General features: G+C 59.7%; 22 protein-coding genes. 6 read left to right on the forward strand and 16 right to left on the reverse strand.

Features of this window, described 5'->3' with window-relative positions; translation table 11 throughout:
* Positions 1–80: 80 nt before the first annotated feature.
* The 10 genes from brnQ to sdhC all read right to left on the reverse strand — a co-directional run bounded on the left by brnQ (position 81) and on the right by sdhC (position 13,147).
* Positions 81–1,394: a branched-chain amino acid transport system II carrier protein gene (gene brnQ / locus AERO9A_RS07820; RefSeq protein WP_159971339.1), complete on the reverse strand. Its 1,314-nt coding sequence runs from the start codon at positions 1,392–1,394 to the stop codon at positions 81–83.
* Between the two features lie 326 nt (positions 1,395–1,720).
* Positions 1,721–2,608 (reverse strand): succinate--CoA ligase subunit alpha, encoded by an 888-nt coding sequence (sucD, locus tag AERO9A_RS07825; RefSeq protein ID WP_159971340.1) that lies wholly within the window; start codon positions 2,606–2,608, stop codon positions 1,721–1,723.
* The gene (gene sucC, locus AERO9A_RS07830) at positions 2,608–3,774 is read right to left on the reverse strand and encodes an ADP-forming succinate--CoA ligase subunit beta (RefSeq protein WP_159971341.1); all 1,167 of its coding nucleotides are present in this window, start codon (positions 3,772–3,774) and stop codon (positions 2,608–2,610) included. The genes sucD and sucC overlap by 1 nt, the downstream gene beginning before the upstream one ends.
* Positions 3,775–4,017: 243 nt before the next feature.
* The gene (lpdA, locus tag AERO9A_RS07835) at positions 4,018–5,454 is read right to left on the reverse strand and encodes a dihydrolipoyl dehydrogenase (RefSeq protein WP_159971342.1); all 1,437 of its coding nucleotides are present in this window, start codon (positions 5,452–5,454) and stop codon (positions 4,018–4,020) included.
* Between the two features lie 93 nt (positions 5,455–5,547).
* A complete protein-coding gene (odhB, locus tag AERO9A_RS07840) occupies positions 5,548–6,768 on the reverse strand; it encodes a 2-oxoglutarate dehydrogenase complex dihydrolipoyllysine-residue succinyltransferase (protein ID WP_159971343.1) in 1,221 nt (406 codons plus the stop codon).
* Between the two features lie 65 nt (positions 6,769–6,833).
* Complete coding sequence (locus tag AERO9A_RS07845) at positions 6,834–9,665, reverse strand: 2-oxoglutarate dehydrogenase E1 component (protein WP_159971344.1); 2,832 nt, start codon at positions 9,663–9,665, stop codon at positions 6,834–6,836.
* Between the two features lie 250 nt (positions 9,666–9,915).
* Positions 9,916–10,623 (reverse strand): succinate dehydrogenase iron-sulfur subunit, encoded by a 708-nt coding sequence (locus tag AERO9A_RS07850; RefSeq protein WP_159971345.1) that lies wholly within the window; start codon positions 10,621–10,623, stop codon positions 9,916–9,918.
* An 11-nt stretch (positions 10,624–10,634) separates the two neighbouring features.
* The gene (gene sdhA / locus AERO9A_RS07855) at positions 10,635–12,407 is read right to left on the reverse strand and encodes a succinate dehydrogenase flavoprotein subunit (protein ID WP_159971346.1); all 1,773 of its coding nucleotides are present in this window, start codon (positions 12,405–12,407) and stop codon (positions 10,635–10,637) included.
* A gap of 3 nt (positions 12,408–12,410) precedes the next feature.
* Positions 12,411–12,779 carry a succinate dehydrogenase, hydrophobic membrane anchor protein gene (gene sdhD, locus AERO9A_RS07860; protein WP_159971347.1) on the reverse strand — a complete coding sequence of 123 codons (369 nt, stop codon included), beginning with the start codon at positions 12,777–12,779 and terminating at the stop codon, positions 12,411–12,413.
* Positions 12,773–13,147, reverse strand: coding sequence for a succinate dehydrogenase, cytochrome b556 subunit (gene sdhC, locus AERO9A_RS07865; RefSeq protein WP_159971348.1), 375 nt, complete (start codon positions 13,145–13,147; stop codon positions 12,773–12,775). The genes sdhD and sdhC overlap by 7 nt, the downstream gene beginning before the upstream one ends.
* 361 nt (positions 13,148–13,508) lie before the next feature.
* Between sdhC and gltA the strand changes: the two genes are divergently transcribed.
* Positions 13,509–14,789, forward strand: coding sequence for a citrate synthase (gltA, locus tag AERO9A_RS07870; RefSeq protein ID WP_159971349.1), 1,281 nt, complete (start codon positions 13,509–13,511; stop codon positions 14,787–14,789).
* Between the two features lie 97 nt (positions 14,790–14,886).
* Here the strand turns inward: gltA and AERO9A_RS22450 are convergent, their stop codons facing one another.
* Positions 14,887–15,138, reverse strand: coding sequence for a YkgJ family cysteine cluster protein (locus AERO9A_RS22450; RefSeq protein ID WP_159971350.1), 252 nt, complete (start codon positions 15,136–15,138; stop codon positions 14,887–14,889).
* Between the two features lie 282 nt (positions 15,139–15,420).
* Here AERO9A_RS22450 and AERO9A_RS07875 point away from each other — a divergent pair, with 282 nt between their 5' ends.
* The 3 genes from AERO9A_RS07875 to rhtA all read left to right on the forward strand — a co-directional run bounded on the left by AERO9A_RS07875 (position 15,421) and on the right by rhtA (position 17,271).
* Positions 15,421–15,969, forward strand: coding sequence for an exonuclease domain-containing protein (locus AERO9A_RS07875; protein ID WP_159971351.1), 549 nt, complete (start codon positions 15,421–15,423; stop codon positions 15,967–15,969).
* 106 nt (positions 15,970–16,075) lie between these two features.
* On the forward strand, positions 16,076–16,357 hold the full coding sequence (locus AERO9A_RS07880; RefSeq protein ID WP_159971352.1) for a pyrimidine/purine nucleoside phosphorylase: 282 nt from the start codon (positions 16,076–16,078) through the stop codon (positions 16,355–16,357).
* A gap of 62 nt (positions 16,358–16,419) precedes the next feature.
* Positions 16,420–17,271, forward strand: coding sequence for a threonine/homoserine exporter RhtA (gene rhtA / locus AERO9A_RS07885; RefSeq protein WP_159971353.1), 852 nt, complete (start codon positions 16,420–16,422; stop codon positions 17,269–17,271).
* Here the strand turns inward: rhtA and AERO9A_RS07890 are convergent.
* The 4 genes from AERO9A_RS07890 to AERO9A_RS07905 all read right to left on the reverse strand — a co-directional run bounded on the left by AERO9A_RS07890 (position 17,268) and on the right by AERO9A_RS07905 (position 21,055).
* Positions 17,268–19,025 carry an ABC transporter transmembrane domain-containing protein gene (locus tag AERO9A_RS07890; RefSeq protein WP_159971354.1) on the reverse strand — a complete coding sequence of 586 codons (1,758 nt, stop codon included), beginning with the start codon at positions 19,023–19,025 and terminating at the stop codon, positions 17,268–17,270. The genes rhtA and AERO9A_RS07890 overlap by 4 nt on opposite strands.
* Before the next feature lie 7 nt (positions 19,026–19,032).
* Positions 19,033–19,440: a DoxX-like family protein gene (locus tag AERO9A_RS07895; RefSeq protein WP_159971355.1), complete on the reverse strand. Its 408-nt coding sequence runs from the start codon at positions 19,438–19,440 to the stop codon at positions 19,033–19,035.
* A complete protein-coding gene (locus AERO9A_RS07900) occupies positions 19,433–19,864 on the reverse strand; it encodes a thiol-disulfide oxidoreductase DCC family protein (protein WP_159971356.1) in 432 nt (143 codons plus the stop codon). Before AERO9A_RS07900 ends, AERO9A_RS07895 begins: the two co-directional genes overlap by 8 nt.
* Before the next feature lie 75 nt (positions 19,865–19,939).
* A complete protein-coding gene (locus tag AERO9A_RS07905) occupies positions 19,940–21,055 on the reverse strand; it encodes an ATP-NAD kinase family protein (RefSeq protein ID WP_159971357.1) in 1,116 nt (371 codons plus the stop codon).
* Between the two features lie 147 nt (positions 21,056–21,202).
* Here AERO9A_RS07905 and AERO9A_RS07910 point away from each other — a divergent pair, with 147 nt between their 5' ends.
* Positions 21,203–21,373 (forward strand): PA1571 family protein, encoded by a 171-nt coding sequence (locus tag AERO9A_RS07910; protein WP_178111108.1) that lies wholly within the window; start codon positions 21,203–21,205, stop codon positions 21,371–21,373.
* Between the two features lie 39 nt (positions 21,374–21,412).
* On the opposite strand, the gene msrB is transcribed toward AERO9A_RS07910, so the two are convergent.
* Positions 21,413–21,808 (reverse strand): peptide-methionine (R)-S-oxide reductase MsrB, encoded by a 396-nt coding sequence (gene msrB, locus AERO9A_RS07915; RefSeq protein ID WP_159971358.1) that lies wholly within the window; start codon positions 21,806–21,808, stop codon positions 21,413–21,415.
* A 206-nt stretch (positions 21,809–22,014) separates the two neighbouring features.
* Between msrB and AERO9A_RS07920 the strand changes: the two genes are divergently transcribed.
* The gene (locus AERO9A_RS07920) at positions 22,015–23,226 is read left to right on the forward strand and encodes a pyridoxal phosphate-dependent aminotransferase (RefSeq protein ID WP_106741440.1); all 1,212 of its coding nucleotides are present in this window, start codon (positions 22,015–22,017) and stop codon (positions 23,224–23,226) included.
* Positions 23,227–23,399: the final 173 nt, after the last annotated feature.

Genomic DNA, 23,399 nt, shown 5'->3' on the forward strand with positions numbered 1-23,399 from the left:
TGTTCGACAAAAACAAATGAAAACGCCGCGAAAACGCGGCGCTGAACAGGGTCTGGCGGAGCCTTGTGAGCCCCCGACACTCAAGCAGGCTTAGGCTGCCGATCACCAATACAACGATCAAGCAAAGCAACCACTGCCAGGGCAATCAACACCGGCACCAACCAGCCCAGGCTCTGATCGGCCAAGGGCAATTGCGCAAACCAGCTTGGCACAATGGCGCTGTAGGCAGATGCAGCCAAACCGTCGGCAACGCCGAAGATCAGCGTCACCGCCATCACAGGTACAAACACCAGCGACGACGAGCGCCAGAGGCTACTGGCCAGGCTCAAGGCAATCAGCACAATGGCCAGAGGATACAAGCCAACCAGCACAGGAACGGAAAAGCTGATCAGTTGAGTTAGCCCCTGATTGGCCACGACCAGGCTGAACAGCCCGAAAACGCTCACCACAACGCGGTAAGAAACCGGCAACAGTTTGCTGAAGAATTCACCACAGGCCGTCAGCAAACCAACAGCGGTGGTCAAGCAGGCCAGTGTGATGACCACAGCCAGCAAAAGGCTACCAATGGTGCCAAAGGTATGCTGCACATAAGTGGTCAGTACCTGCACTCCATTTTGCGCATCCGCCGCAATACCCTGGCTAGTAGCGCCGAGATAGAACAGCGTCAGATACACCAGCGACAGACCAGTAGCAGCGATAAGCCCTGCAATCACCGAATAACGCGTCACCAGCCTGGCGTCACTGACACCTCGCTCGCGAATAGCACTCGCGATGACGATACCGAACACCAACGCTCCGAGGGTATCCATGGTCAGGTAACCCTGCAGGAAACCCTGCACCAGCGGCGCCTCGCGATAGCTGTCTTGCACCACGCCCAGGCCGCCCGCCGGCGCGAACAGCACCGCCCCGCCAAGCACGAGGAGCGCGGCCAACAGAACCGGGGTGATGAATTTACCGATGCGGTCGACCAGGCGACCCGGATTCAGCGACAGAAACAGCACCACGGCGAAATAGGCAATGGTGTAGAGCATCAGCGGTAGCGGCTCATCGCCGCTAAATGGCGCGATGCCCATTTCGAAGGAAACCACAGCCGTACGCGGCGTAGCGAACAGCGGGCCAATAGCCAGGTAGACGGCCACCGCCAGGGCTGTACCGGCGACCTTGCCCAGCGGAGCGGTCAGGTTGTCCATACCACCACCAACGCGAGCCAGCGCCACCACTGTCAGCAGCGGCAAACCCACACCCGTGAGGAGGAAACCGAACGCCGCAGGCAGAAGATTCGACCCTGCAGCCAAACCCGCGCTAGGTGGGAAGATGATATTGCCAGCGCCAAGAAACAGCGCAAATGTCATAAAACCGAGGGCCAGGAGATCCGAGCCTTGCAAACGAGTCATAAAGGGAAGTACCACAACAGGCAGAAAATCAAGAAATCGCGAGGGTTTCCTTCAGGGTCAGGGAAACGTCGTCCGAGCGTTTGGCTCAGACCACTGAGCGCGCCTCTTAGTGCTTGTGACACCATGGACGCGTTAGCCGACAATGTTACCCAAAACCACAACACTTCCGCGTAATGGTCGGCAATGCTGTCGAATCAGCGCACATGACTGTCGCATGCCTGATAGTTTCCCTGTTACAAGCGCCGGGCTTCACTCATTGATCAGACATGCACACACAAACGAGAAAGGCCACCCGAAGGTGGCCTTTCTCGATCCGCTAAGAACGCTTAGGCGTTCTTGGCTTCCCAACCGGTCAGCTCAGCCAGGGCCTTGCCGATATCAGCCAGGGAACGCACGGTTTTCACACCGGCGTCTTGCAGGGCAGCGAATTTCTCGTCTGCAGTGCCTTTGCCGCCGGAAATGATGGCGCCAGCGTGGCCCATGCGCTTGCCGGGCGGAGCGGTCACACCAGCGATGTAGGAAACTACAGGCTTGGTGACGTTAGCCTTGATGAAGGCTGCCGCTTCTTCTTCAGCCGAACCACCGATTTCACCGATCATGACGATAGCTTCGGTTTTCGGGTCTTCCTGGAACAGCTTCAGGATGTCGATGAAGTTGGAGCCCGGAATGGGGTCGCCGCCGATGCCCACGCAGGTAGACTGGCCGAAACCGGCGTCGGTGGTCTGCTTCACGGCTTCATAGGTCAGGGTGCCCGAACGAGACACGATGCCAACTTTGCCTGGCAGGTGGATGTGACCCGGCATGATGCCGATTTTGCACTCACCGGGAGTGATCACGCCCGGGCAGTTCGGGCCGATCAGGCGTACGCCCAGCTCGTCACATTTGACCTTGGCTTCCAGCATGTCGATGGTCGGAATGCCTTCGGTGATGCAGACGATCAGCTTGATGCCGCCGTTGGCTGCTTCCAGGATCGAGTCCTTGCAGAACGGAGCCGGAACGTAGATGACCGACGCTTCAGCGCCAGTGGCTTCTACAGCTTCCTTGACGGTGTTGAACACCGGCAGGCCCAGGTGAGTGCTGCCACCCTTGCCCGGAGTCACGCCGCCGACCATCTTGGTGCCGTAAGCGATGGCTTGTTCGCTGTGGAAGGTGCCCTGCGAGCCGGTGAAGCCCTGGCAGATGACCTTGGTGTCTTTATTGATCAGGATGCTCATTACTTACCCTCCGCGGCCTTGACGACCTGCTGGGCAGCGTCGGTCAGGCTGGTTGCCGCGATGATGTTCAGACCGCTTTCGGCCAGGACCTTGGCGCCCAGCTCAGCGTTGTTGCCTTCCAGACGGACGACGACCGGGACTTTCACGCCGACTTCTTTCACGGCGCCGATGATGCCTTCGGCAATCATGTCGCAACGAACGATGCCGCCGAAGATGTTCACCAGAACGGCAGCGACGTTGCTGTCGGACAGGATGATCTTGAACGCTTCGGTCACGCGCTCTTTGGTCGCACCGCCGCCAACGTCGAGGAAGTTGGCCGGCTTGCCGCCGTGCAGGTTAACGATGTCCATGGTGCCCATGGCCAGGCCAGCGCCGTTGACCATGCAGCCGATGTTGCCTTCCAGCGCAACGTAGTTCAGCTCCCACTTCTGCGCATGGGCTTCACGAGCGTCGTCCTGGGACGGGTCGTGCATGGCGCGCAGCTTGGGCTGACGGTACATAGCGTTGGAGTCGATGTTGATTTTGGCGTCCAGGCAGTGCAGGTTGCCGTCGGCCTTGATCACCAGCGGGTTCACTTCCAGCAGCGCCAGGTCGTAGTCCTGGAACAGCTTGGCCAGGCCAACGAAGATGTGGGTGAACTGCTTGATCTGATCACCTTCCAGGCCCAACTGGAAAGCCAGCTCGCGACCTTGGTACGGCTGCGCGCCAACCAGCGGATCGACAGTCGCCTTGAGGATTTTCTCAGGGGTTTCGTGAGCCACTTTCTCGATGTCCACGCCACCTTCGGTGGAAGCCATGAACACGATGCGACGGCTGGAGCGGTCTACGACTGCGCCCAGGTACAGTTCCTTGGCGATGTCGGTGCAGGATTCGACCAGGATTTTGCTGACCGGCTGACCATTGGCGTCAGTCTGGTAGGTTACCAGACGCTTGCCCAGCCAGTTGGCGGCGAAGGCCTTGGCGTCTTCTTTGCTCTTGACCAGCTTTACGCCACCGGCTTTGCCGCGGCCACCAGCGTGGACCTGAGCCTTGACAACCCACTCGCTGCCACCGATTTTTTCGCAGGCTTCTGCGGCTTCTTCCGGGGTGTCTACCGCGAAGCCCTTGGATACGGGCAGGCCGTATTCAGCGAACAGCTGCTTACCCTGATACTCGTGAAGATTCATGCTTGTCTACCGTCTTCGTTTAGGTATTGCGCATTCGGCGCTGTACTTGTGATACCGCGCCACCTGTGACTGCCTGAGCAGTCCGCCGGGCGTTCCGCCGCGAGTCGAGCTCGACGCGGGCATCCCGACGTGGTTCTGCATTACAGGGCTAGCTAGGCGAAGAAGCGATTACGCGACGCCTCATCTACCGGACTGGCCCTGCACGAAACTCGAAGTGACCGAAACTATCGGCCACTGTGACACTTAGCGCTTCTTGCGGTTGGCGATGTGAATGGCGCCGCCATTCACTGCCAGGGCTGCTTCGTGCAACGCCTCGGACAGGGTCGGGTGCGAGAAGACCATCATGCCCAGATCTTCGGCGCTGGTGCCGAACTCCATGCCGATCGCGCCTTGCTGTACCAGCTCGGCGGCGCTCGGGCCAATCACGTGGACACCCAATACGCGGTCGGTGTTGGCATCAGCGATGACCTTGACCAAACCACCGGTATCGTTGGCCGCCATGGCGCGACCACTGGCAGCGAACGGGAAAGTACCGACGTTAACGGCAATGCCTTCAGCCTTCAGTTGCTGCTCGGTCTTGCCGACCCATGCAATTTCCGGGTGGGTGTAGATGACCGACGGGATCAGGTCGTAGTTCATCTGTGCCTTGTGGCCAGCGATGCGCTCGGCGACCATCACGCCCTCTTCCGAGGCTTTGTGCGCGAGCATGGCGCCACGAACCACGTCACCGATTGCGTAAACGCCCGGCACGCTGGTTTCGCACTGATCGTTGACGTAGATGTAGCCACGCTCGTCCATGGTCACGCCACTGTCGGCGGCCAGCAGGTCGGTGGTCACCGGGCGACGGCCGACAGCCACGATCAGCTTGTCGAATACCATCTTCTGCTCGCCATTGGCGTCAGTGAAGGTGACAGTCACTTGCTTTTTCTTGACTTCGGTAGCGGTAACGCGAGCACCCAGGCGGATGTCCAGGCCCTGCTTGGTCAGGGTCTTCTGGGCTTCCTTGGCGATCTGCTCGTCGGCAGCGGCAAGGAATTTATCCATGGCTTCCAGCACGGTCACTTCGGCGCCCAGGCGAGCCCATACCGAGCCCAGCTCCAGGCCAATTACGCCTGCGCCGATAACGCCCAGTTTTTTCGGCGTGCTGGAAAATTCCAGGGCACCAGTGGAATCGACGATGACGTCCTGATCAACCGGGGCCGGCGGGATTTCTACCGGCTTGGAGCCCGAGGCGATGATCACGTGAGCGGCTTCAACCACCTCGGTCTTGCCGTCGAGACCAGTAACCTCAACCTGTTTGCCAGCCAGCAGCTTGCCGTGGCCTTCGAGCAGGGTCACGCCATTGGCCTTGAACAGGCCGGAAACGCCGCCAGTGAGGTTTTTGATGATGGTGTTCTTACGCGCCACCATGGCCGGTACGTCGATAGTGACGCCTTTGGCCTCGATGCCATGAACAGCGAAACCTTCCTTCGCCTCGTGGTACTTCCAGGAGCTGTCCAGCAGCGCCTTGGACGGAATGCAGCCGACGTTCAGGCAAGTACCGCCGAGCGCGATCTTGCCGTCCTTGCCCTGGTACTTCTCGATGCAGGCGGTCTTGAGGCCAAGTTGCGCTGCTTTGATAGCGGCAACATAGCCACCTGGGCCGGCACCAATGACTACCACGTCGAATTTCTGGGTCATAACTTTCTCCTAAGCCTTAAAGCTTCAAACGGCAAGCTGCGAATCGGGACATGCTTATTGTGCCGCCCCGATATTGCAGCTCACCGCTGATTTTTAGATGTCCAGCAGCAGGCGAGCCGGATCTTCGAGCAGGTTCTTGATGGTCACTAGGAAAGTCACGGCTTCCTTACCATCGATCAGGCGGTGATCGTAAGACAGCGCCAGGTACATCATCGGGCGGATCACGACTTGGCCGTTAATGGCCATCGGGCGCTGAATGATGTTGTGCATGCCCAGAATGGCCGCTTGCGGCGGGTTGACGATCGGGGTCGACATCATCGAGCCGAAGGTACCACCATTGGTGATGGTGAAGGTGCCGCCGGTCATTTCCTCGATGGACAGCTTGCCGTCACGCGCCTTCTTACCGAAGGTGGCGATGCCGTTTTCGATCTCGGCCAGGCTCATCAGCTCGGCGTTGCGCAGTACCGGAACCACCAGGCCACGGTCGCTGGAAACAGCCACGCCAACATCGGCATAACCGTGGTAAACGATGTCATTGCCATCAATCGAAGCGTTGACCGCCGGGAAGCGCTTGAGCGCCTCGGTGCAAGCCTTGACGAAGAAGGACATGAAGCCCAGGCGCACGCCGTTATGGGACTTCTCGAACAGGTCCTTGTACTTCGAACGCAGGGCCATGACTTCGGTCATGTCCACTTCGTTGAAGGTAGTCAGCATGGCCATGGAGGACTGAGCCTCGACCAGACGCTCGGCGATCTTGGCACGCAGACGGGTCATCGGCACGCGCTTCTCGGTGCGGTCGCCAGTCGCCACGACAGCGGCGGCAGCCGGAGCAGCGGCAGGCTTGGCAGCAGCAGCCGGAGCATTCTTCTTGGCGTCTACGGCAGCGACTACGTCTTCCTTGGTAACGCGACCGCCTTTACCAGTGCCGGCGATGCTGTTCGGGTCGATGCCATTTTCTTCGGCCAGCTTGCGAGCAGCCGGCGAGAGGATGGCGTCGTCGCCAGCGGCAGCAGCCGGAGCAGCGGATTGGGCCGGGGCAGCAGCAGGTGCAGCAGCCGGAGCAGCAGCGCCAGCGCCACCTTCGGTCAGCGTGCCCAGCAGCTCGTTGGAGAGGACAGTGTCACCCTCGTTCTTGTGGATCTCGCCCAGTACGCCGTCAGCCTCGGCCAGAACTTCGATAACGACCTTGTCGGTTTCGATATCGACGATCAGTTCGTCGCGCTTGACCGCTTCGCCCGGCTTCTTGTGCCAGGTAGCAACGGTGCCATCAGCGACCGATTCCGGGAAGGTTGGGGCTTTGATCTCGATAGCCATTGTGTGCGTTTCCTTAAATTCGGTTTAACCCTGAGGTGGCTTATGCGACCTCAGGGATGAAGGCATTAAACAGTGAAAGCGTCCTGCAGGAGTTTTTCCTGTTGCTCGGCGTGCATCGACGCGTAACCGCAAGCAGGAGCTGCCGAAGCATCACGACCGGCGTACTCGAGGAACAAAGTCTTCTTGTGCGCAGAGGTGACACGACGCATGTGGTGCTGGCTGCAATACCAGGCACCCTGGTTCATCGGCTCTTCCTGGCACCAAACCACGTGCTTGAGGTTCTTGTACGGGGCCAACGCTTCGGTCAGGTCCTCTTCCGGGAACGGATAGAGCTGCTCGATACGCACGATGGCGATGTCTTCGCGGCCTTCGGCGCGGCGCTTCTCCAGCAGGTCGTAGTAAACCTTGCCGCTGCACAGCACCATGCGCTCGACCTTCTTCGGATCCAGCGAATCGATTTCGCCGATCACGGTCTGGAAGGAGCCTTCAGCCAGTTCTTCCAGCGTCGAGATAGCCAGCTTGTGACGCAGCAAGGACTTGGGCGTCAACACCACCAACGGTTTACGCAGCGGACGAATCACCTGGCGGCGCAGCATGTGGTAGACCTGGGCCGGGGTGGTCGGCACACAAACCTGCATGTTGTGCTCAGCGCACAGTTGCAGATAGCGCTCCAGACGCGCCGAGCTGTGCTCAGGCCCCTGACCTTCGTAACCGTGCGGCAGCAGCATGGTCAGGCCGCACAGACGACCCCACTTGGTTTCGCCACTGGAGATGAACTGGTCGAACACCACCTGAGCGCCGTTAGCGAAGTCGCCGAACTGAGCCTCCCAGATCACCAACGCATTCGGCGTGGTAGTGGAATAGCCGTATTCGAAGGCCAGCACGGCCTCTTCGGACAGGTAAGAATCGTACAGCTCGAACTTCGGCTGACCGTCGTACAGGTTCTTCAGCGGAACGTAAGCGGAAGCATCCTTCTGGTTGTGCAGCACCGCATGGCGGTGCGAGAAGGTGCCACGGCCGATGTCCTGACCGGTCATACGGATCGGATGGCCCTCGAACAGCAGCGTAGCGTAGGCCATAGTCTCGGCGAAGCCCCAGTTGATCGGCAAGCCACCGGCGCCCATCTTCTGACGGTCTTCGAGAATTTTCGAAACCTGACGCTGAACAACAAGGCCTTCTGGCAACTCCAGCAGCTTGGCAGACAGTTCCTGTAGCGTCTTGAGATCGAAGCGAGTGTCATGACGCGCAGTCCACTCGTGCCCCAGGTAAGGACGCCAATCAACGAACAGCTCCTTGTTGGGCTCCTTGACCAGGCTCTTGACCACGTGTTGGCCGTTATCCAGCGCCGTGCGGTACTCATCGACCTTGGCTTGAACATCATCGCTAGTCTGTACGCTAGCGGCGATCAAAGCATCGGCATACAGCTCGCGAGTGGTGCGCTGCTTACCAATCTTCTGGTACATCAGCGGCTGAGTACCACTCGGCTCATCGGCCTCGTTGTGGCCACGGCGACGGTAGCAAACCAGGTCGAGAACGACATCGCGCTTGTACTGCATGCGATAGTCGACAGCCAGTTGAGTCGCGAAAACTACAGCTTCAGGGTCGTCACCATTCACATGGAGAATCGGCGCCTGAATCATCTTGGCCACGTCAGTCGCATACTCGGTGGAGCGCGAGTCCAGCGGATTGCTGGTGGTAAAACCGACTTGGTTGTTGATCACGATATGGATGGTGCCGCCCGTCTTGTAACCACGGGTCTGCGACATCTGGAAGGTTTCCATGACCACGCCTTGACCTGCAAAAGCAGCATCACCGTGGATGGAAATTGGCAGTACCTTGTCGCCAGTGGCGTCACTGCGACGATCCTGACGGGCACGCACGGAACCCTCGACCACCGGAGAAACAATCTCCAAGTGCGATGGGTTGAACGCCAGCGCCAGGTGCACTTCGCCACCCTGTGTCATGACGTTGGAAGAGAAACCCTGGTGGTACTTCACGTCACCCGAGGACAGACCTTCGGTCTTCTTACCCTCGAACTCGTCGAACAGATCACGCGGGTTCTTGCCCAGCGTGTTGACCAGTACGTTGAGACGGCCACGGTGAGCCATGCCGATGACGATTTCCTTGGTGCCATAGGCGCCCGAGCGCTGGATGATCTCATCCATCATTGGGATCAGGCTTTCACCACCTTCCAGGCCGAAACGCTTGGTACCCGGATATTTGGTGCCCAGGTACTTCTCCAACCCTTCTGCTGCCGTCACACGCTCAAGGATGTGGGCACGCAGCTCTGGCGAGAACTGAGGACGACCGCGCACGCTTTCCAGGCGCTGGGCAAACCAGTTGCGCTGGCCAGAGTCGACGATGTGGGTGAACTCAGCACCGATGGTGCGACAATATGTCTGCTGCAGCGCATCGCGAATTTCACGTAGCGTTGCTTCTTCCTTGCCAATGAACAGCTCACCGGTGCGGAAGGTGGTGTCCAGATCGGCGTCGGTCAAACCATAGTGATTGATCGACAAATCCGAAGGCGCAGTGCGAACCCAGAGCCCCAGCGGGTCGAGCTGAGCAGTCTGATGACCACGCATGCGGTAAGCCTGGATCAGACGCAGCACTTCCACCTGCTTCTTCTCGTGCCCGCTGCTGACAGCACCAGCGGAAACTGGCTGAGCACGGCGCGAGTTCTTGGCGAGCAGGACGAAATGATCGCGAATGGTCGAGTGAGATACATCCGCGGAGCCGCTGCCATCGGTCGGCAGCTTCTGGAAGTATGTGCGCCATTCTTCTGGCACAGCGTTGGGATCGTGCAGGTAGAGCTCATAAAGCTCTTCCACGTAGGCAGCGTTACCACCGGATAGGTGGGCGCTTTCCCACATGCGCTGCATCACGCTTTCTTGCATGCTTGGTCACCCTCGGTAAGGGGACACCACCGGCGAGGACGTCGCATGGTCATACCAGAGTCCTGATTGCCGCGACTCGGGTAAAGCCACTTCGGGTCCCGCAGATAGCCCGGGTACCAGCCCGGATGCCCCTGCTGGTCGTCATGTTGTTCAAATATGAACCACGGCTTTTTGGGCTGTGATTCCGGCTTTTGCTGCAATACCGGCCGAAGCCGGTACTGCAGGTACTACGGGTACAGCGATTTACGGATCAGGTCCCGCTCTGCAGCAGCATGTTACGCACGTGACCGATAGCCTTGGTTGGGTTCAAACCCTTGGGGCACACATTCACGCAGTTCATGATGCCGCGGCAGCGGAATACGCTGAACGGGTCATCCAACGAAGCCAGACGCTCGGTGGTCTTGGTATCACGGCTATCGGCCAGGAAACGATAGGCCTGCAGCAGCGCAGCGGGACCGAGGAACTTGTCGGGGTTCCACCAAAACGACGGGCAGCTAGTCGAGCAGCACGCGCACAGGATGCACTCGTACAGACCGTCGAGCTTCTCGCGATCGTCCGGGCTCTGCAGACGCTCGATGGCCGGAGCCGGAGTATCGTTCTGCAGGAACGGCTGCACCTTCTCGTACTGCTTGTAGAAGATGCTCATATCGACGACCAGGTCACGAATGACAGGCAAACCTGGCAGCGGACGAATCACCAGTTTGCCGCCCTTGAGACCGGCAGCGGAAATCGGCGTGATACAGGCCAGGCCGTTCTTGCCATTAATGTTCATGCCGTCGGAACCGCAGACGCCTTCGCGGCAGGAACGACGGTAGGAGAAACCTTCGTCCTGCTCCTTGATCAGCGCCAGCACGTCGAGAACCATGATGTCCTTGCCGCCGGTATCAACCTGGAAGTCCTGCATGAAAGGCGCAGAGTCCTTCTCCGGGTTGTAGCGATAAACACTGACTTGCAACATATCGGTCACCCTTAATAAGTCCGAACCTTGGGTTCAAATGCCGGAACGGTCTTCGGCGCGAAGTTCACGTCACGCTTGGCTACGCGCTTCTCGCCCGGGAAGTAGAGCGAATGGCACAGCCAGTTCTGATCGTCGCGCTCCTCGAAGTCTTCACGAGCATGTGCGCCACGGGACTCTTTACGAGCCTCGGCAGCCACAGCAGTCGCTTCGGCGACTTCAAGCAGGTTTTGCAGTTCCAGCGCCTCGATACGCGCAGTGTTGAACGCCTGGCTCTTGTCGGAGATTTTCACCTTAGCGATACGCTCGCGCAGGTCGGCCAGTTGTTGGATGCCCTTCTGCATGTACTCGCCAGTGCGGAACACGCCAAAGTAGTTTTGCATGCATTGCTGCAGCTCGCGCTTGAGCGGAGCCACTTCTTCACCAGTGCTACGCTCGTTGACACCAGCCAGACGGGCAAGCGACTGCTCGATGTCGGTTTCGCTGGCGCCACGGACTTCCACGCCCTCTTTGAGCGCTTTTTCCAGGTGCAGACCGGCAGCGCGACCGAACACGACCAGGTCGAGCAGCGAGTTGCCGCCCAGACGGTTAGCACCGTGCACCGATACGCAAGCCACTTCACCTACGGCGAACAAGCCTTCGATGATGGTGTCCTTGCCGTTGGCGTCCTGAGTGATCGCCTGACCATGAATGTTGGTGGCAACACCGCCCATCATGTAGTGGCAGGTCGGAATAACCGGAATCGGCGCGACGACCGGATCGACGTGCGCGAAGGTCTTCGACAGTTCGCAGATACCCGGCAGGCGGCTGTGCAGCACTTCCTCACCGAGGTGATCGAGCTTGAGCAGCACGTGATCCTTGTTCGGACCAACACCGTTACCAGCGATGACTTCCTTGACCATGGAACGGGCAACCACGTCGCGACCAGCCAGGTCTTTGGCGTTCGGCGCGTAACGCTCCATGAAGCGCTCGCCATGTGCGTTGATCAGGTAACCACCCTCACCACGACAGCCTTCGGTGACCAGCACACCAGCACCGGCAATACCGGTCGGGTGGAACTGCCACATCTCGATGTCCTGCACCGGAACACCGGCACGCAGAGCCATGCCAACGCCGTCACCGGTATTGATCAGGGCGTTGGTGGTGGAGGCGTAGATGCGACCGGCACCGCCAGTGGCCAGAACCACGGCTTTGGAGCGGATATAGACGGTTTCGCCAGTCTCGATGCAAATGGCGATGATACCGACGATGGCACCATCCTGGTTCTTCACCAGATCGACCGCGTACCACTCGTTGAGGAACGAGGTGCCAGCCTTCAGGTTGGCCTGGTACAGGGTGTGCAGCAGCGCGTGACCGGTACGGTCAGCAGCGGCGCAGGTACGAGCAGCCTGAGTCGGATTATCCGGCCCTTTAGACTGACCACCGAACGGACGCTGATAGATGCGACCCTGCTCGGTACGAGAGAACGGCAAGCCCATGTGCTCCAGCTCGAACACGGCCTCCGGGCCGACGGAGCACATGTATTCGATGGCGTCCTGGTCACCGATATAGTCGGAGCCCTTGACAGTGTCGTACATGTGCCAGCGCCAATCATCGTTCGGGTCGGCCGAAGCGATGGCGCAAGTGATGCCACCTTGAGCGGAAACGGTGTGCGAACGAGTCGGGAACACCTTGGTGACCACGGCAGTCTTGTGACCGCCTTGAGCCAGTTGCAGCGCAGCGCGCATACCGGCACCACCACCACCTACGATGATGGCGTCATAAGAAAGAGTACGGATGCTAGCCATGAATCAGAAACCCCACAGAATCTGCACGCCCCAGACAAAATACGCGAACATGGCGATGCCACACGCGGCCTGGAACAGAAAACGCACAACAGTAGCCGACTTGCCTAGCGCCATCGGCGTCAGGTAGTCAGTGGAGATGGTCCACATACCGACCCAGGCGTGAGCACTCAGCGCCACCAGAGCCAGCAGACTGAAGATACGCATAGCAGTGTGCGAGAACAGACCATGCCATTCGGCGTAGCCCATGCCCGGATTGCAGATCACATAGCCCAGCAAAAACAGCGTGTAAGCCGCGAGAACGACCGCGGAAACGCGTTGAGCCATCCAGTCATAGAGACCCGAACGCGAGAAGTTCGTGACATTAGTTACCATATCCACACCCCCAGCAGCACGATCACGACCGCCGCCACGACGACGACGATTTTGGAGCCCAGCTTGCCGCCTTCCAGCGTCTCGCCTACCCCGGCATCCATGATCAGATGGCGCACACCGGCCACCAGGTGGTACAGCAGAGCGGACAGCAGGCCCCAGATCACGAACTTGGCCAGCGGACTGGTCAGGCATTCTTTCACCTGGGCAAAGCCCTCTTCGGACGCCAGCGATTTGTCGAGGCCCAATAGCAGAAAGGCGATACCGACAAAAAGAATGACACCAGAAATACGATGAAGAATGGACGTGTAAGCGGTGATCGGGAGCTTGATAGTCCTAAGGTCTAGGTTTACAGGTCGTTGGCTATTCACGGCTTTTTATCACACTGAGAGCCCCTAAACTTCAGGGCTAAAGTTGTTGGGAAGTGCACTGGTCAGGTACCCATCACCCAAGGAGTGACGACCGCTTTATTATGGCGGTTAAGCCCCAGCGGTCGGGCGCAGAGTATAGACAGTTAGCAGACTAATGACAATGCAAAGGCCTCCCCCAAAAAGCGCATTGCAGCCTCTTTATAAATGGCGTAAATAGCGCTCTTTTTCGCCTGAAATAGCGCCCAAACCCTTCTGCCACAGGGGTTTTCGCAAATTGACTTTCGGATTTATAACACTATAGTGGTGCGGGCCCTGCGTGGGGGGCTAGCTGATGATTTCAAGCATAACTAGGAGGCCACACATGGCTGACAAAAAAGCGCAGTTGATCATCGAGGGCGCTGCCCCCGTAGACCTGCCTGTTCTGACCGGCACCGTTGGTCCCGATGTAATCGATGTGCGAGGCCTGACCACCACGGGCAGGTTCACCTTCGACCCAGGCTTTATGTCTACTGCTTCTTGCGAGTCGAAGATCACCTATATCGACGGCGACAAGGGCATTTTGTTGCATCGTGGCTACCCCATCGAGCAACTTGCGGAAAAATCCGACTATCTCGAAACTTGCTACCTGCTGCTCAACGGCGAACTGCCGACACAAGCACAGAAGGCACAGTTCGTCAGCACCATCAAGAATCACACCATGGTGCACGAGCAACTGAAGACCTTCTTCAACGGTTTCCGCCGTGACGCCCACCCAATGGCCATCATGTGCGGCGTGGTCGGCGCCCTCTCCGCCTTCTATCACGATTCGCTGGACATCAAGAACCCGCAGCACCGCGAAGTTTCCGCTATGCGCCTGGTTGCCAAGATGCCGACCATCGCAGCCATGGCCTACAAGTACTCCATGGGCCAACCCATGATGTACCCGCGTAATGACCTGAACTACGCGGAAAACTTCCTGCACATGATGTTCAACACCCCGGCCGAGATCAAACCGATCAGCCCGGTGCTGGCCAAGGCGATGGACAAGATCTTCATCCTCCATGCCGACCACGAGCAGAACGCTTCCACCTCCACCGTGCGCCTGGCAGGCTCCTCGGGTGCCAACCCGTTCGCCTGTATCGCAGCAGGCATCGCCGCGCTGTGGGGTCCGGCACACGGCGGCGCTAACGAAGCCGTACTGACCATGCTCGACGAAATTGGCAGCGTGGAGAACATCGACAAGTTCGTGGCCAAGGCCAAGGACAAGGATGACCCATTCAAACTCATGGGCTTCGGCCACCGCGTCTACAAGAACTTCGACCCGCGCGCCAAGGTCATGAAACAGACCTGCGATGAAGTTCTGGCGGAACTGGGCATCAATGACCCACAACTGGAACTGGCGATGAAGCTGGAAGAGATCGCGCGCAACGATCCTTACTTCAAGGAGCGCAACCTCTACCCGAACGTAGACTTCTACTCGGGCATCATCCTTAAGGCTATCGGCATTCCAACCTCCATGTTCACCGTGATCTTCGCCCTGGCGCGCACCGTCGGCTGGATCTCGCACTGGAAGGAAATGCTTTCCGGCCCGTACAAGATTGGCCGCCCGCGCCAACTCTACACCGGCCACGATAAGCGCGATCTGCCGGACGATCGCGGCTAATCAGTCGCAAAAACACGAAAAAGGCTGCCAAACGCAGCCTTTTTCGTTTCCACTCCTCACTCCCGACGCATACCAAATAGCGGCAAATGCTCTGGGTTCAAGCCGTCACCTGCTCAAGCCACCCCAATATACGCACGGCACTCTCACGCCCTTCCCCACACGTCGACTCTTCGGCGCGAAACCCCAAGCAAACCGACGGCCGCTCAGGCAAGCCGAACAATGCACAGAGATATTCAGCGGAAAGATGAATACAGCGCACCCCTGCCGGTTTTCCCGTCGGCATACCGGGAATCGGCGAACTGATTGAAGGCGCGATGCAGCAAGCACCACAACCGACACGACACTCCATGAAGACCTCGAAGGACCAAACAAACCGCGGCGATATTAGCGCCTGCCGGGACGTGACGGGAGCATCAGCAACCGCAAGAGCAGCCCATAGACACGCCAGCCCTCAAGCGCGAGCAACAAGCAACTGAGACTGCCGACCATCGGATAGCCCATTGCAGCCAACCCGATACATGCAACCTTCATATCAAGCAGCACCTCTGATGCACACGCACAGTATTTGCCGACGGCGCAAAGCTTTTCCATACTGCCGTACCGCGACGGCCAGAGCCGCAAAGGAGCGTTCATGGGACATTGGCTGGTCATCGATCTGGAGGCCACGACTGACGAGGGAGGCTGGCCGCTGGAGGAAATGGAAATCATCGAGATTGGCGCCACGCTGGTGACCGTCGAAGGCCATGAACATGACCATTTTCAACGCTTTATTCGCCCGCTACGCCGACCATGCCTGACCGATTTCTGCCGCGAATTAACCCGCATCGCGCAGAGCGATATCGACAGTGCGGCGCCACTTCCTCAAGTCTGGGCGCAATTCGAGCGCTGGCTGGGCCAGCACGCACCACGCCTAGCTGGCTGGAGTAGCTGGGGCGATTACGACCGCCGCCAATTGCAGCACGAGTGGCAGCAACATGCGCTGCACAGCCTGCTCAGCGAAACCCCACACCTCAATCTCAAACAAGCTTTCGCCAAGGCGCGCCAGTTAAGCCGACCAGTCGGCCTGCATGGCGCTCTGCAACTAGCCGGATTGCAGTTTCAGGGGCAACAGCATCGCGCCCTGATGGATGCGCGCAACACCTCGCGCCTACTGCCCTTGGTGCTCCCTGTTAAAGGGTGACGATACCTGAGCGCTTGGGCATACTAGCGGGCCCTTTCCAGCCCAGCGGCGGCCAGAGCACTCGCTCTGCCACCGATCTCGCGGCCCCATTTTCCGAGGAATCCAGATGTTCAAGGTCAACGAGTACTTCGACGGCACCGTCAAATCCATCGGCTTCAGCATGGCAGAAGGCCCTGCCACCCTCGGCGTGATGGCTCCCGGCGAATACGAGTTCGGCACCAGCCAACTGGAAATCATGCATGTGGTAGCTGGCGCTTTGACCGTAAAGCTGCCAGGCAGCGACGACTGGAGCACCTTCGAGGCCGGCAGCCAATTCACCGTTGAGGCCAACAGCAAATTCCAACTGAAAGTCGCTGTCGACACCGCCTATCTCTGCGAATACCGCTAAGCCTCACAGCGCTACGAAGAACCGGCCCTCGTGGCCGGTTTTTATTTGATCAGGACAGTTTTATGTCACGCAGCACCCTGCTCGCCCCTGTCGCCCTGCTCGTAGTAGCCATGGTCTCGATCCAAAGCGGCGCCTCCCTGGCCAAGCAGCTATTCCCAGTGCTAGGCGCCGAAGGCACGACCACACTACGCCTCGTACTCAGCGCCATTATCCTCTCGCTGGTGATGCAGCCCTGGCGCGCCAAGCTGGACCTACGCAAATGCCGAGCACTGATTGCCTATGGACTCGCATTAGGCTGCATGAACTTGCTGTTCTATATGTCGCTACAGCACATTGCGCTCGGTATCGCCGTAGCACTGGAGTTCACCGGACCTCTGACACTGGCACTGCTATCTTCGCGCCGACCACTGGACTTTCTATGGGTCATCCTGGCCATCACAGGCCTATGGATGCTGCTGCCAACCGATGCCACACAGAACGCCATAGATCCACTAGGGGCCGCACTGGCACTTGGAGCCGGCGCCTGCTGGTCGCTATACATCATCTTCGGGCAAAAAGCGGGTGCCGAACACGGTCGCCACACCGTCGCGTTGGGCACCTGGGTAGCCGTTCTGCTAGTCCTGCCCATAGGCATCTGGCACACCGGCAGCAACCTGCTCAACATCGACCTACTGCCCATTGCCCTGGCGGTAGCGGTCCTGTCCTCAGCGCTGCCTTATAGCCTGGAAATGATTGCCCTGACTCGCCTACCGGCACGCACATTCAGCATTCTGATGAGCCTTGAGCCAGCAGTCGCAGCCCTCTGCGGCCTGATTTTCCTGGGGGAGCGACTACTCTGGGGTCAATGGCTGGCCGTAGGCGCAATCATCATCGCCTCTGTCGGCGCCGCCGCCACCATCAAGCCCAAGAGTTAACGACCAAACTGCAACTCGGCCAGGCGCGCATACAACGGGCTCAGCCTCAGTAACTCGGCATGGCTGCCAACAGCAGCCAGACGCCCCTGTTCGATCACCACGATGCGATCCGCCTGCTTCACCGTGGCCAGGCGATGAGCGATCACCAGCGTCGTACGTCCGGCCATCAACCCAGGCAAGGCCTGCTGGATCAGGTGCTCGCTCTCGGCATCCAGTGCACTGGTCGCCTCATCGAGTAGCAGGATCGGCGCATTGGCCAGTAAGGCCCGCGCAATCGCCAGGCGCTGACGCTGCCCTCCCGAGAGCCCCAGCCCGGCATCGCCCAGATGCGTCTGATACCCCTGCGGCAAGCGCTGGATGAATTCGTGCGCGTGAGCCGCCCGCGCCGCCGCCTCGACCTCATCCGGGCTGGCATCCAGACGCCCATAACGGATGTTCTCCTCGACGCTGCCGAAGAACAGCGCCGGATTCTGAGAGACCAGCGCAAAGCAACTGCGCAACTCACGCGGATCGAGCTGCTCAACAGGTACGCCGTCTACGAGAATGCGCCCAGCCTGCGGATCGAAGAAGCGCAGCAGCAGATCGAACAGGGTCGACTTGCCTGCCCCGGAAGGACCGACCAGCGCCAGCGTCTCGCCAGCCGCCACCTGCAAGTCAATGCCATCGATGGCATTGCTGTCAGGGCGTGACGGATAGGCGAAGCGCACCTGCTGCAAGGCCAGGCTGCCCCGCACCGGCTTCGACAAGTGCCGCGGCTGCTCCGGCGCGACGATAGTGCTACGCGCACGCAACAATTCGCCGATACGCTCAGCGGCACCTGCCGCCCGTTGCAATTCACCAATAACCTCGCTGAGGGTGCCGAAGGACGAGCCGACGATCAGCGCGTAAAACACGAAGGCCGCCAGCTCACCGCCGGAAATACGCCCAGCGATCACATCCATGCCACCCACCCAGAGCATCACGCCAACAGCGCCCAATACCAGCACGATGACCACAGTGACCAGCCAGGCACGCTGAGCGATGCGCTTGCGCGCCACTTCGAATGCCGCTTCGGCGGAGTCGGCGAAACGGCGCTTATCCTCATTCTGATGGTTGTAGGCCTGAACGGTCTTAATCTGCGCCAGGGCCTCACCGACGTAGCTCCCCACATCCGCCACGCGATCCTGACTCTGCCGTGACAGTGCCCGCACGCGACGCCCGAACAGCAAAATCGGCGCCACCACCAGCGGCAACGCGGCCAACACAATGCCGCTGAGCTTAGGATTGGTCACCACCAGCAACACGCTGCCGCCGATCAGCATGATCAAGTTGCGCAAGGCCATCGACAGCGACGAGCCGATCACCGATTGCAGCAAGGTGGTGTCGGCCGTCAGCCGCGACTGGATTTCCGAGCTGCGGTTGTTCTCATAGAACCCCGGATGCAACTCGACCAGATGATCGAATACATGGCGGCGGATATCAGCCACCACCCGCTCACCGATCCACGACACCAGATAGAAACGCGTGTAGGTGCCGAACGCCAAAGCCAGCACCAATACGAAGAACAAAGCCAGGGACTGCTGCAGCGCCTGCGGTGATTGCGTGGCCAATCCCTGATCAACCAGCAGTTTGATACCTTGGCCCATCGACAGAGTAATCGCGGCAGTGAACAGCAAAGCCAGCAAGGCCCCCAACACCCGACCGCGGTAAGGCGCGATAAAACGCCAGGCCAGGCGCATCGCGCCGCGCTGGCGAGAAGACAGCATCGAGATCATACAGGCCTCAGGAATCGGTAGCCGTGGGAGACTCAGCCAACCAGGCCACGGCGCACAGCGCCAACCCAGCCAGATTGGTAGAAAGCGGATTGAACGCCTGGATCAACAGATGGGGACTCAGCAGCGCCACATCAAGCAGCAGCACCAGTAATGCCGCACCGACGAGCAGAATGGGCCAACGGCGCCGACGCACGATCAGTAGCAGGATGCCCAGTAGAATTTCCGCACCGCCACCGACAGCCGCGATCAGAGGTGGCGCGAACAGAGGATGATCTGGCAAACCGTGGGCCGCGATCATCGCCACCTCGTCAGGGCTGAGGCAGAGAATCTTTGGCACCAGGCCATGCCAGATGAACACCACCGCCAGCGTTAGACGGGCGAGCAAGGCAATGCGCAGCAGGCGCACATCAGTCATGCAGAAAACGCTCAGTGTGATCAGCCGTCGGCAATAGGCAGGCCGGGTGGCGACCGAACAAACGGTAGCGATTGAGCGCAATACGGTCATAACACCAATCGCGCAGCGGGCGCGGAATCAAGCGTAGCCAGGCCAACATCCGCCATGGTCTGGGCAGCCTGCCCAAGATACGCAGCAAGGCCGTGGAGCGCACATGCAAGCCCGCCTCGTCGATCATCACCATGGTGTCGAAATAATCGCTCGGCAAGCCATACCAAGCTAGCAATGCCTGCCCTTGCGGCGACTGCACCGAGGCCAGGCGGAACTGACGCTGCGCATCATGACGAATCAGGAACTTCGCCCAGCCATTGCACAGTTTGCAGACGCCGTCGAACAACACGACACGCTCGTCTGGCGCAAAACCAGGTGGTAACGAATCACTCATGAGCAACCTCCATCTATTGAACCTCCCGGCGACACTGCAAGCCGAATAGCGTTGCGACAACTCGCACTCAGACGCCTAGCCACTCAGGGGGTAGAGCAATTCTTCCTTGTAGCCAGCCCAGACCTTCACCGCATCGGGGAAGGCGTCATCCAGGCTCACGTCACCGCTGTCGACCAGCAGCGGCCGCCCGTCCAGTGTGCCCAACTTGCGCTTGGTGGCGACCACACGCAGGCGCTCCAGGCCGACGGCACGCAGCACCCGCGGGCTGATCTGCTGATTGCCACGACCGATGATATGGCCCTGACCACCGATGGCAGTGACCAGCAGGTAACTCGGATGCCCCTCGACCAGGGCGAAAAGCTCGACCTCGGTGACATCGCGGGCGATCACCCGGCCCGCCTCGATCACATCGACGCCGAGCAAGGTGGTGTCCAGGCCCAGATTCTGCGCTAGGCCATGCAGGGTCGAGCCAGGCCCGAACACGTAGCGCACACCTGGTTCCCACTCGCTTTCCAGCCAGGCCGCCAGGTCGGCCAGCACCAGTTCCTCGGACTCCACGCCGCCCTGCTTGACGGCCTGCACGTAACCGCCCTCCTGCGGCACGCACAGCTCGCCATACCAGCGCGCGGTGACGCGCCCATCGCGCAGGGCGGCCTCATCGATATCACGCACCTCGCCACTGGCCAGACGCACCAGACCGCCCTCGACCAGCCGCGCGGTCAGTTCACCTGCCGCGCGCGGACTGATTGCGTAGACGCCAGACTGAATCTTCACCCCAGCCGGAATGCCCAGCACCGGCTGCCCGTCGCGCACAACGGCACAAATATCGCGCGCCGTGCCATCACCACCAGCAAAAAGAATCAGCGCGACACCTGCCTCCTGCAACTGAATAACCGCCCGGCGCGTATCCTCGGCGCGGCTGACGCCCTCTGCCAAATCCCCCAGCAGTCGATATGAAAAACCCATCTGCGCCAGAAGATCGCCACCCATGGCGCCGGGATAGCTAACGAACTCGACACGCTCCTGCAACGCCAACAGAGATTCCAGCGCAGTACGCGTACGCTGCGCCGACTTCGGCTCGACACCAAGCGCCAAAGCCCGCTCGGCCACGCCATCGCTACCCTTGAGCGCGGCGGGACCGCCCAAGCCAGCCAGCGGATTGATGATCAGACCTATATGAAAACGCGACATGCATTCCTCGACGAAGACGGCTGGCACGCCGACTGCTTGTATCCCTGCGCGATGACGACGTGACGGTTTTCCGTACCGGTGTTGTCACCGCGCGTTCATCCAGCGCCTCTAGACTGCGCGCAGAGTAGACCGATGAGGAGACAGGCCATGAGCTTGCACGACACTGCCAAACCGAACACACCCCGCCAGCAGCCGGTACCGGTGGGCGGTTTTATCATTGATGCACAAGGGCGCGAAGTGCCGATCACCGAAGAGATGATCCAGCATGCCTGCCAGGCACTCGAACAAAACCGCCAGAGCCAGCCCGAGCGCCGCTGAGCACCTGCCGGGCCGCCGTCTCTGGCGGCCCGCATGCCCTCACTCGCGCGGCACCAGCTTCAGCGACACCGAGTTGATGCAATAGCGCATCCCCGTTGGCCTTGGGCCATCGGGAAATACATGCCCCAAGTGCGCGTCGCACTTGGCGCATTTGACCTCGATACGCTGCATACCATGACTGAAATCATCCAACTCACGAATCACGCCCTCGCTGATCGGCTGGAAATAGCTCGGCCAGCCGCTGCCGGAGTCGTACTTGCTGTCGGAATCGAACAGTGCCTCGCCGCAGCAGGCACAGTGATAGATCCCAGGCACCTTACTGTCATGATATTCGCCACTGAACGGGCGCTCCGTGCCACCCAGACGGCAAACATGAAACTGTTCCTGCGATAACTCCTCGCGCCAGGAATCCAGGGGTTTATCGAGCTTGTCCACGACGCTATGCCTCCTCATCAAAGACCACGCTATGTTCGGGCGCGCACATCCACTGAAAAAAGCAGGGCCAGTACCTTTGCCGCACCCAGACTGACACGTATGATTCGTGCCCAGTCTGTCAGGCGCATTACGGGCTGCCAAGGCTCGCTCAGGCGATAGTTTTGCGGCGTGCGTCAGCGGGTTCTCAATCGATCGGGATTTCACACATGCAGGTCAGCAAATCGAACAAGCTCGCCAACGTCTGCTACGACATTCGTGGGCCAGTGCTCAAGCACGCCAAGCGCCTGGAAGAGGAAGGCCATCGCATCCTCAAGCTGAACATCGGCAACCCGGCGCCGTTCGGTTTCGAGGCACCGGAAGAAATCCTTCAGGACGTCATCCGCAACCTGCCCACCGCCCAGGGCTACAGTGACTCCAAAGGCCTGTTCAGCGCGCGCAAGGCGGTGATGCAGTACTACCAGCAGAAGCAGGTAGAAGGCGTCGGCATCGAAGACATCTACCTCGGCAACGGCGTGTCCGAGCTGATCGTCATGGCCATGCAGGCACTGCTCAACAACGGTGACGAAGTGCTGATCCCGGCGCCCGACTACCCGCTGTGGACGGCTGCCGTCGCGTTGTCTGGCGGCAAGCCGGTGCACTACCTGTGCGACGAGCAGGCCGGCTGGTTCCCCGACATCGCCGACATGCGCGCCAAGATCACGCCGAACACCAAGGCGCTGGTGCTGATCAACCCGAACAACCCCACTGGTGCGGTGTACTCGCGCGAGGTGCTGCAGGACATCGTCGAACTGGCCCGCCAGCACAACCTGGTGATCTTCTCCGACGAGATCTACGACAAGATTCTCTACGACGAAGCCGTGCACATCAGCACCGCCTCACTGGCACCAGACGTGCTCTGCCTGACCTTCAACGGCCTGTCCAAGTCCTACCGCGTGGCCGGTTTCCGCTCCGGCTGGGTGGCCATCTCCGGGCCCAAGCACAAGGCGCAGAGCTACATTGAGGGCCTGGATATCCTGGCCAACATGCGCCTGTGCGCCAACGTGCCAAGCCAGCACGCGATTCAGACCGCGCTGGGCGGTTACCAGAGCATCAACGACCTGGTGCTGCCCAACGGTCGCCTGCTGGAGCAGCGCAACCGCACCTGGGAGCTGCTCAACGACATCCCTGGCGTCAGTTGCGTCAAGCCCATGGGTGCGCTGTATGCCTTCCCGAAGATCGATCCCAAGGTTTGCCCGATTCACAACGACGAGAAGTTCGTTCTCGACCTGCTGCTTTCCGAGAAGCTGCTGATCGTCCAGGGCACCGCCTTCAACTGGCCATGGCCGGATCACTTCCGCGTCGTCACCCTGCCCCGCGTCGACGACCTGGAGCAGGCCATCGGTCGTATCGGCAACTTCCTCAAGGGTTACAGCCAGTAAGACGCCGCGAGGGGCCAGGGCAAGCTCTACCCTTACCGGTGCACGCTCAAGTATCGGTAAGGCCCTGGCCTACCATCTAGCGCTTCACGGTTACGACCTGGCTCTGCTGCCAAGCAAGAAGACACACTCGCACGGCAGTTCAACATCCTGCCTCGCCACAGCGAGCCCTTCAT

The sequence above is a fragment of the Pseudomonas sp. 8Z genome (assembly GCF_902506535.1).
GTDB lineage: Bacteria > Pseudomonadota > Gammaproteobacteria > Pseudomonadales > Pseudomonadaceae > Aquipseudomonas.

Bases quoted from the DNA above. Each gene is read 5' to 3' on its own strand.
- sdhD (WP_159971347.1), bottom strand. From the start codon at position 12,779: ATGGTAACTAATGTCACGAACTTCTCGCGTTCGGGTCTCTATGACTGG.
- AERO9A_RS07850 (WP_159971345.1), bottom strand. From the start codon at position 10,623: ATGTTGCAAGTCAGTGTTTATCGCTACAACCCGGAGAAGGACTCTGCG.
- sucC (WP_159971341.1), bottom strand. From the start codon at position 3,774: ATGAATCTTCACGAGTATCAGGGTAAGCAGCTGTTCGCTGAATACGGC.
- AERO9A_RS07905 (WP_159971357.1), bottom strand. From the start codon at position 21,055: ATGTCGCGTTTTCATATAGGTCTGATCATCAATCCGCTGGCTGGCTTG.
- AERO9A_RS07895 (WP_159971355.1), bottom strand. From the start codon at position 19,440: ATGACTGATGTGCGCCTGCTGCGCATTGCCTTGCTCGCCCGTCTAACG.
- AERO9A_RS07845 (WP_159971344.1), bottom strand. From the start codon at position 9,665: ATGCAAGAAAGCGTGATGCAGCGCATGTGGGAAAGCGCCCACCTATCC.
- odhB (WP_159971343.1), bottom strand. From the start codon at position 6,768: ATGGCTATCGAGATCAAAGCCCCAACCTTCCCGGAATCGGTCGCTGAT.
- brnQ (WP_159971339.1), bottom strand. From the start codon at position 1,394: ATGACTCGTTTGCAAGGCTCGGATCTCCTGGCCCTCGGTTTTATGACA.
- AERO9A_RS07880 (WP_159971352.1), top strand. From the start codon at position 16,076: ATGTTCAAGGTCAACGAGTACTTCGACGGCACCGTCAAATCCATCGGC.
- AERO9A_RS07920 (WP_106741440.1), top strand. From the start codon at position 22,015: ATGCAGGTCAGCAAATCGAACAAGCTCGCCAACGTCTGCTACGACATT.
- rhtA (WP_159971353.1), top strand. From the start codon at position 16,420: ATGTCACGCAGCACCCTGCTCGCCCCTGTCGCCCTGCTCGTAGTAGCC.
- gltA (WP_159971349.1), top strand. From the start codon at position 13,509: ATGGCTGACAAAAAAGCGCAGTTGATCATCGAGGGCGCTGCCCCCGTA.
- sucD (WP_159971340.1), bottom strand. From the start codon at position 2,608: ATGAGCATCCTGATCAATAAAGACACCAAGGTCATCTGCCAGGGCTTC.
- AERO9A_RS07890 (WP_159971354.1), bottom strand. From the start codon at position 19,025: ATGATCTCGATGCTGTCTTCTCGCCAGCGCGGCGCGATGCGCCTGGCC.
- AERO9A_RS22450 (WP_159971350.1), bottom strand. From the start codon at position 15,138: ATGGAGTGTCGTGTCGGTTGTGGTGCTTGCTGCATCGCGCCTTCAATC.
- lpdA (WP_159971342.1), bottom strand. From the start codon at position 5,454: ATGACCCAGAAATTCGACGTGGTAGTCATTGGTGCCGGCCCAGGTGGC.
- AERO9A_RS07875 (WP_159971351.1), top strand. From the start codon at position 15,421: ATGGGACATTGGCTGGTCATCGATCTGGAGGCCACGACTGACGAGGGA.
- sdhA (WP_159971346.1), bottom strand. From the start codon at position 12,407: ATGGCTAGCATCCGTACTCTTTCTTATGACGCCATCATCGTAGGTGGT.
- AERO9A_RS07900 (WP_159971356.1), bottom strand. From the start codon at position 19,864: ATGAGTGATTCGTTACCACCTGGTTTTGCGCCAGACGAGCGTGTCGTG.
- AERO9A_RS07910 (WP_178111108.1), top strand. From the start codon at position 21,203: ATGAGCTTGCACGACACTGCCAAACCGAACACACCCCGCCAGCAGCCG.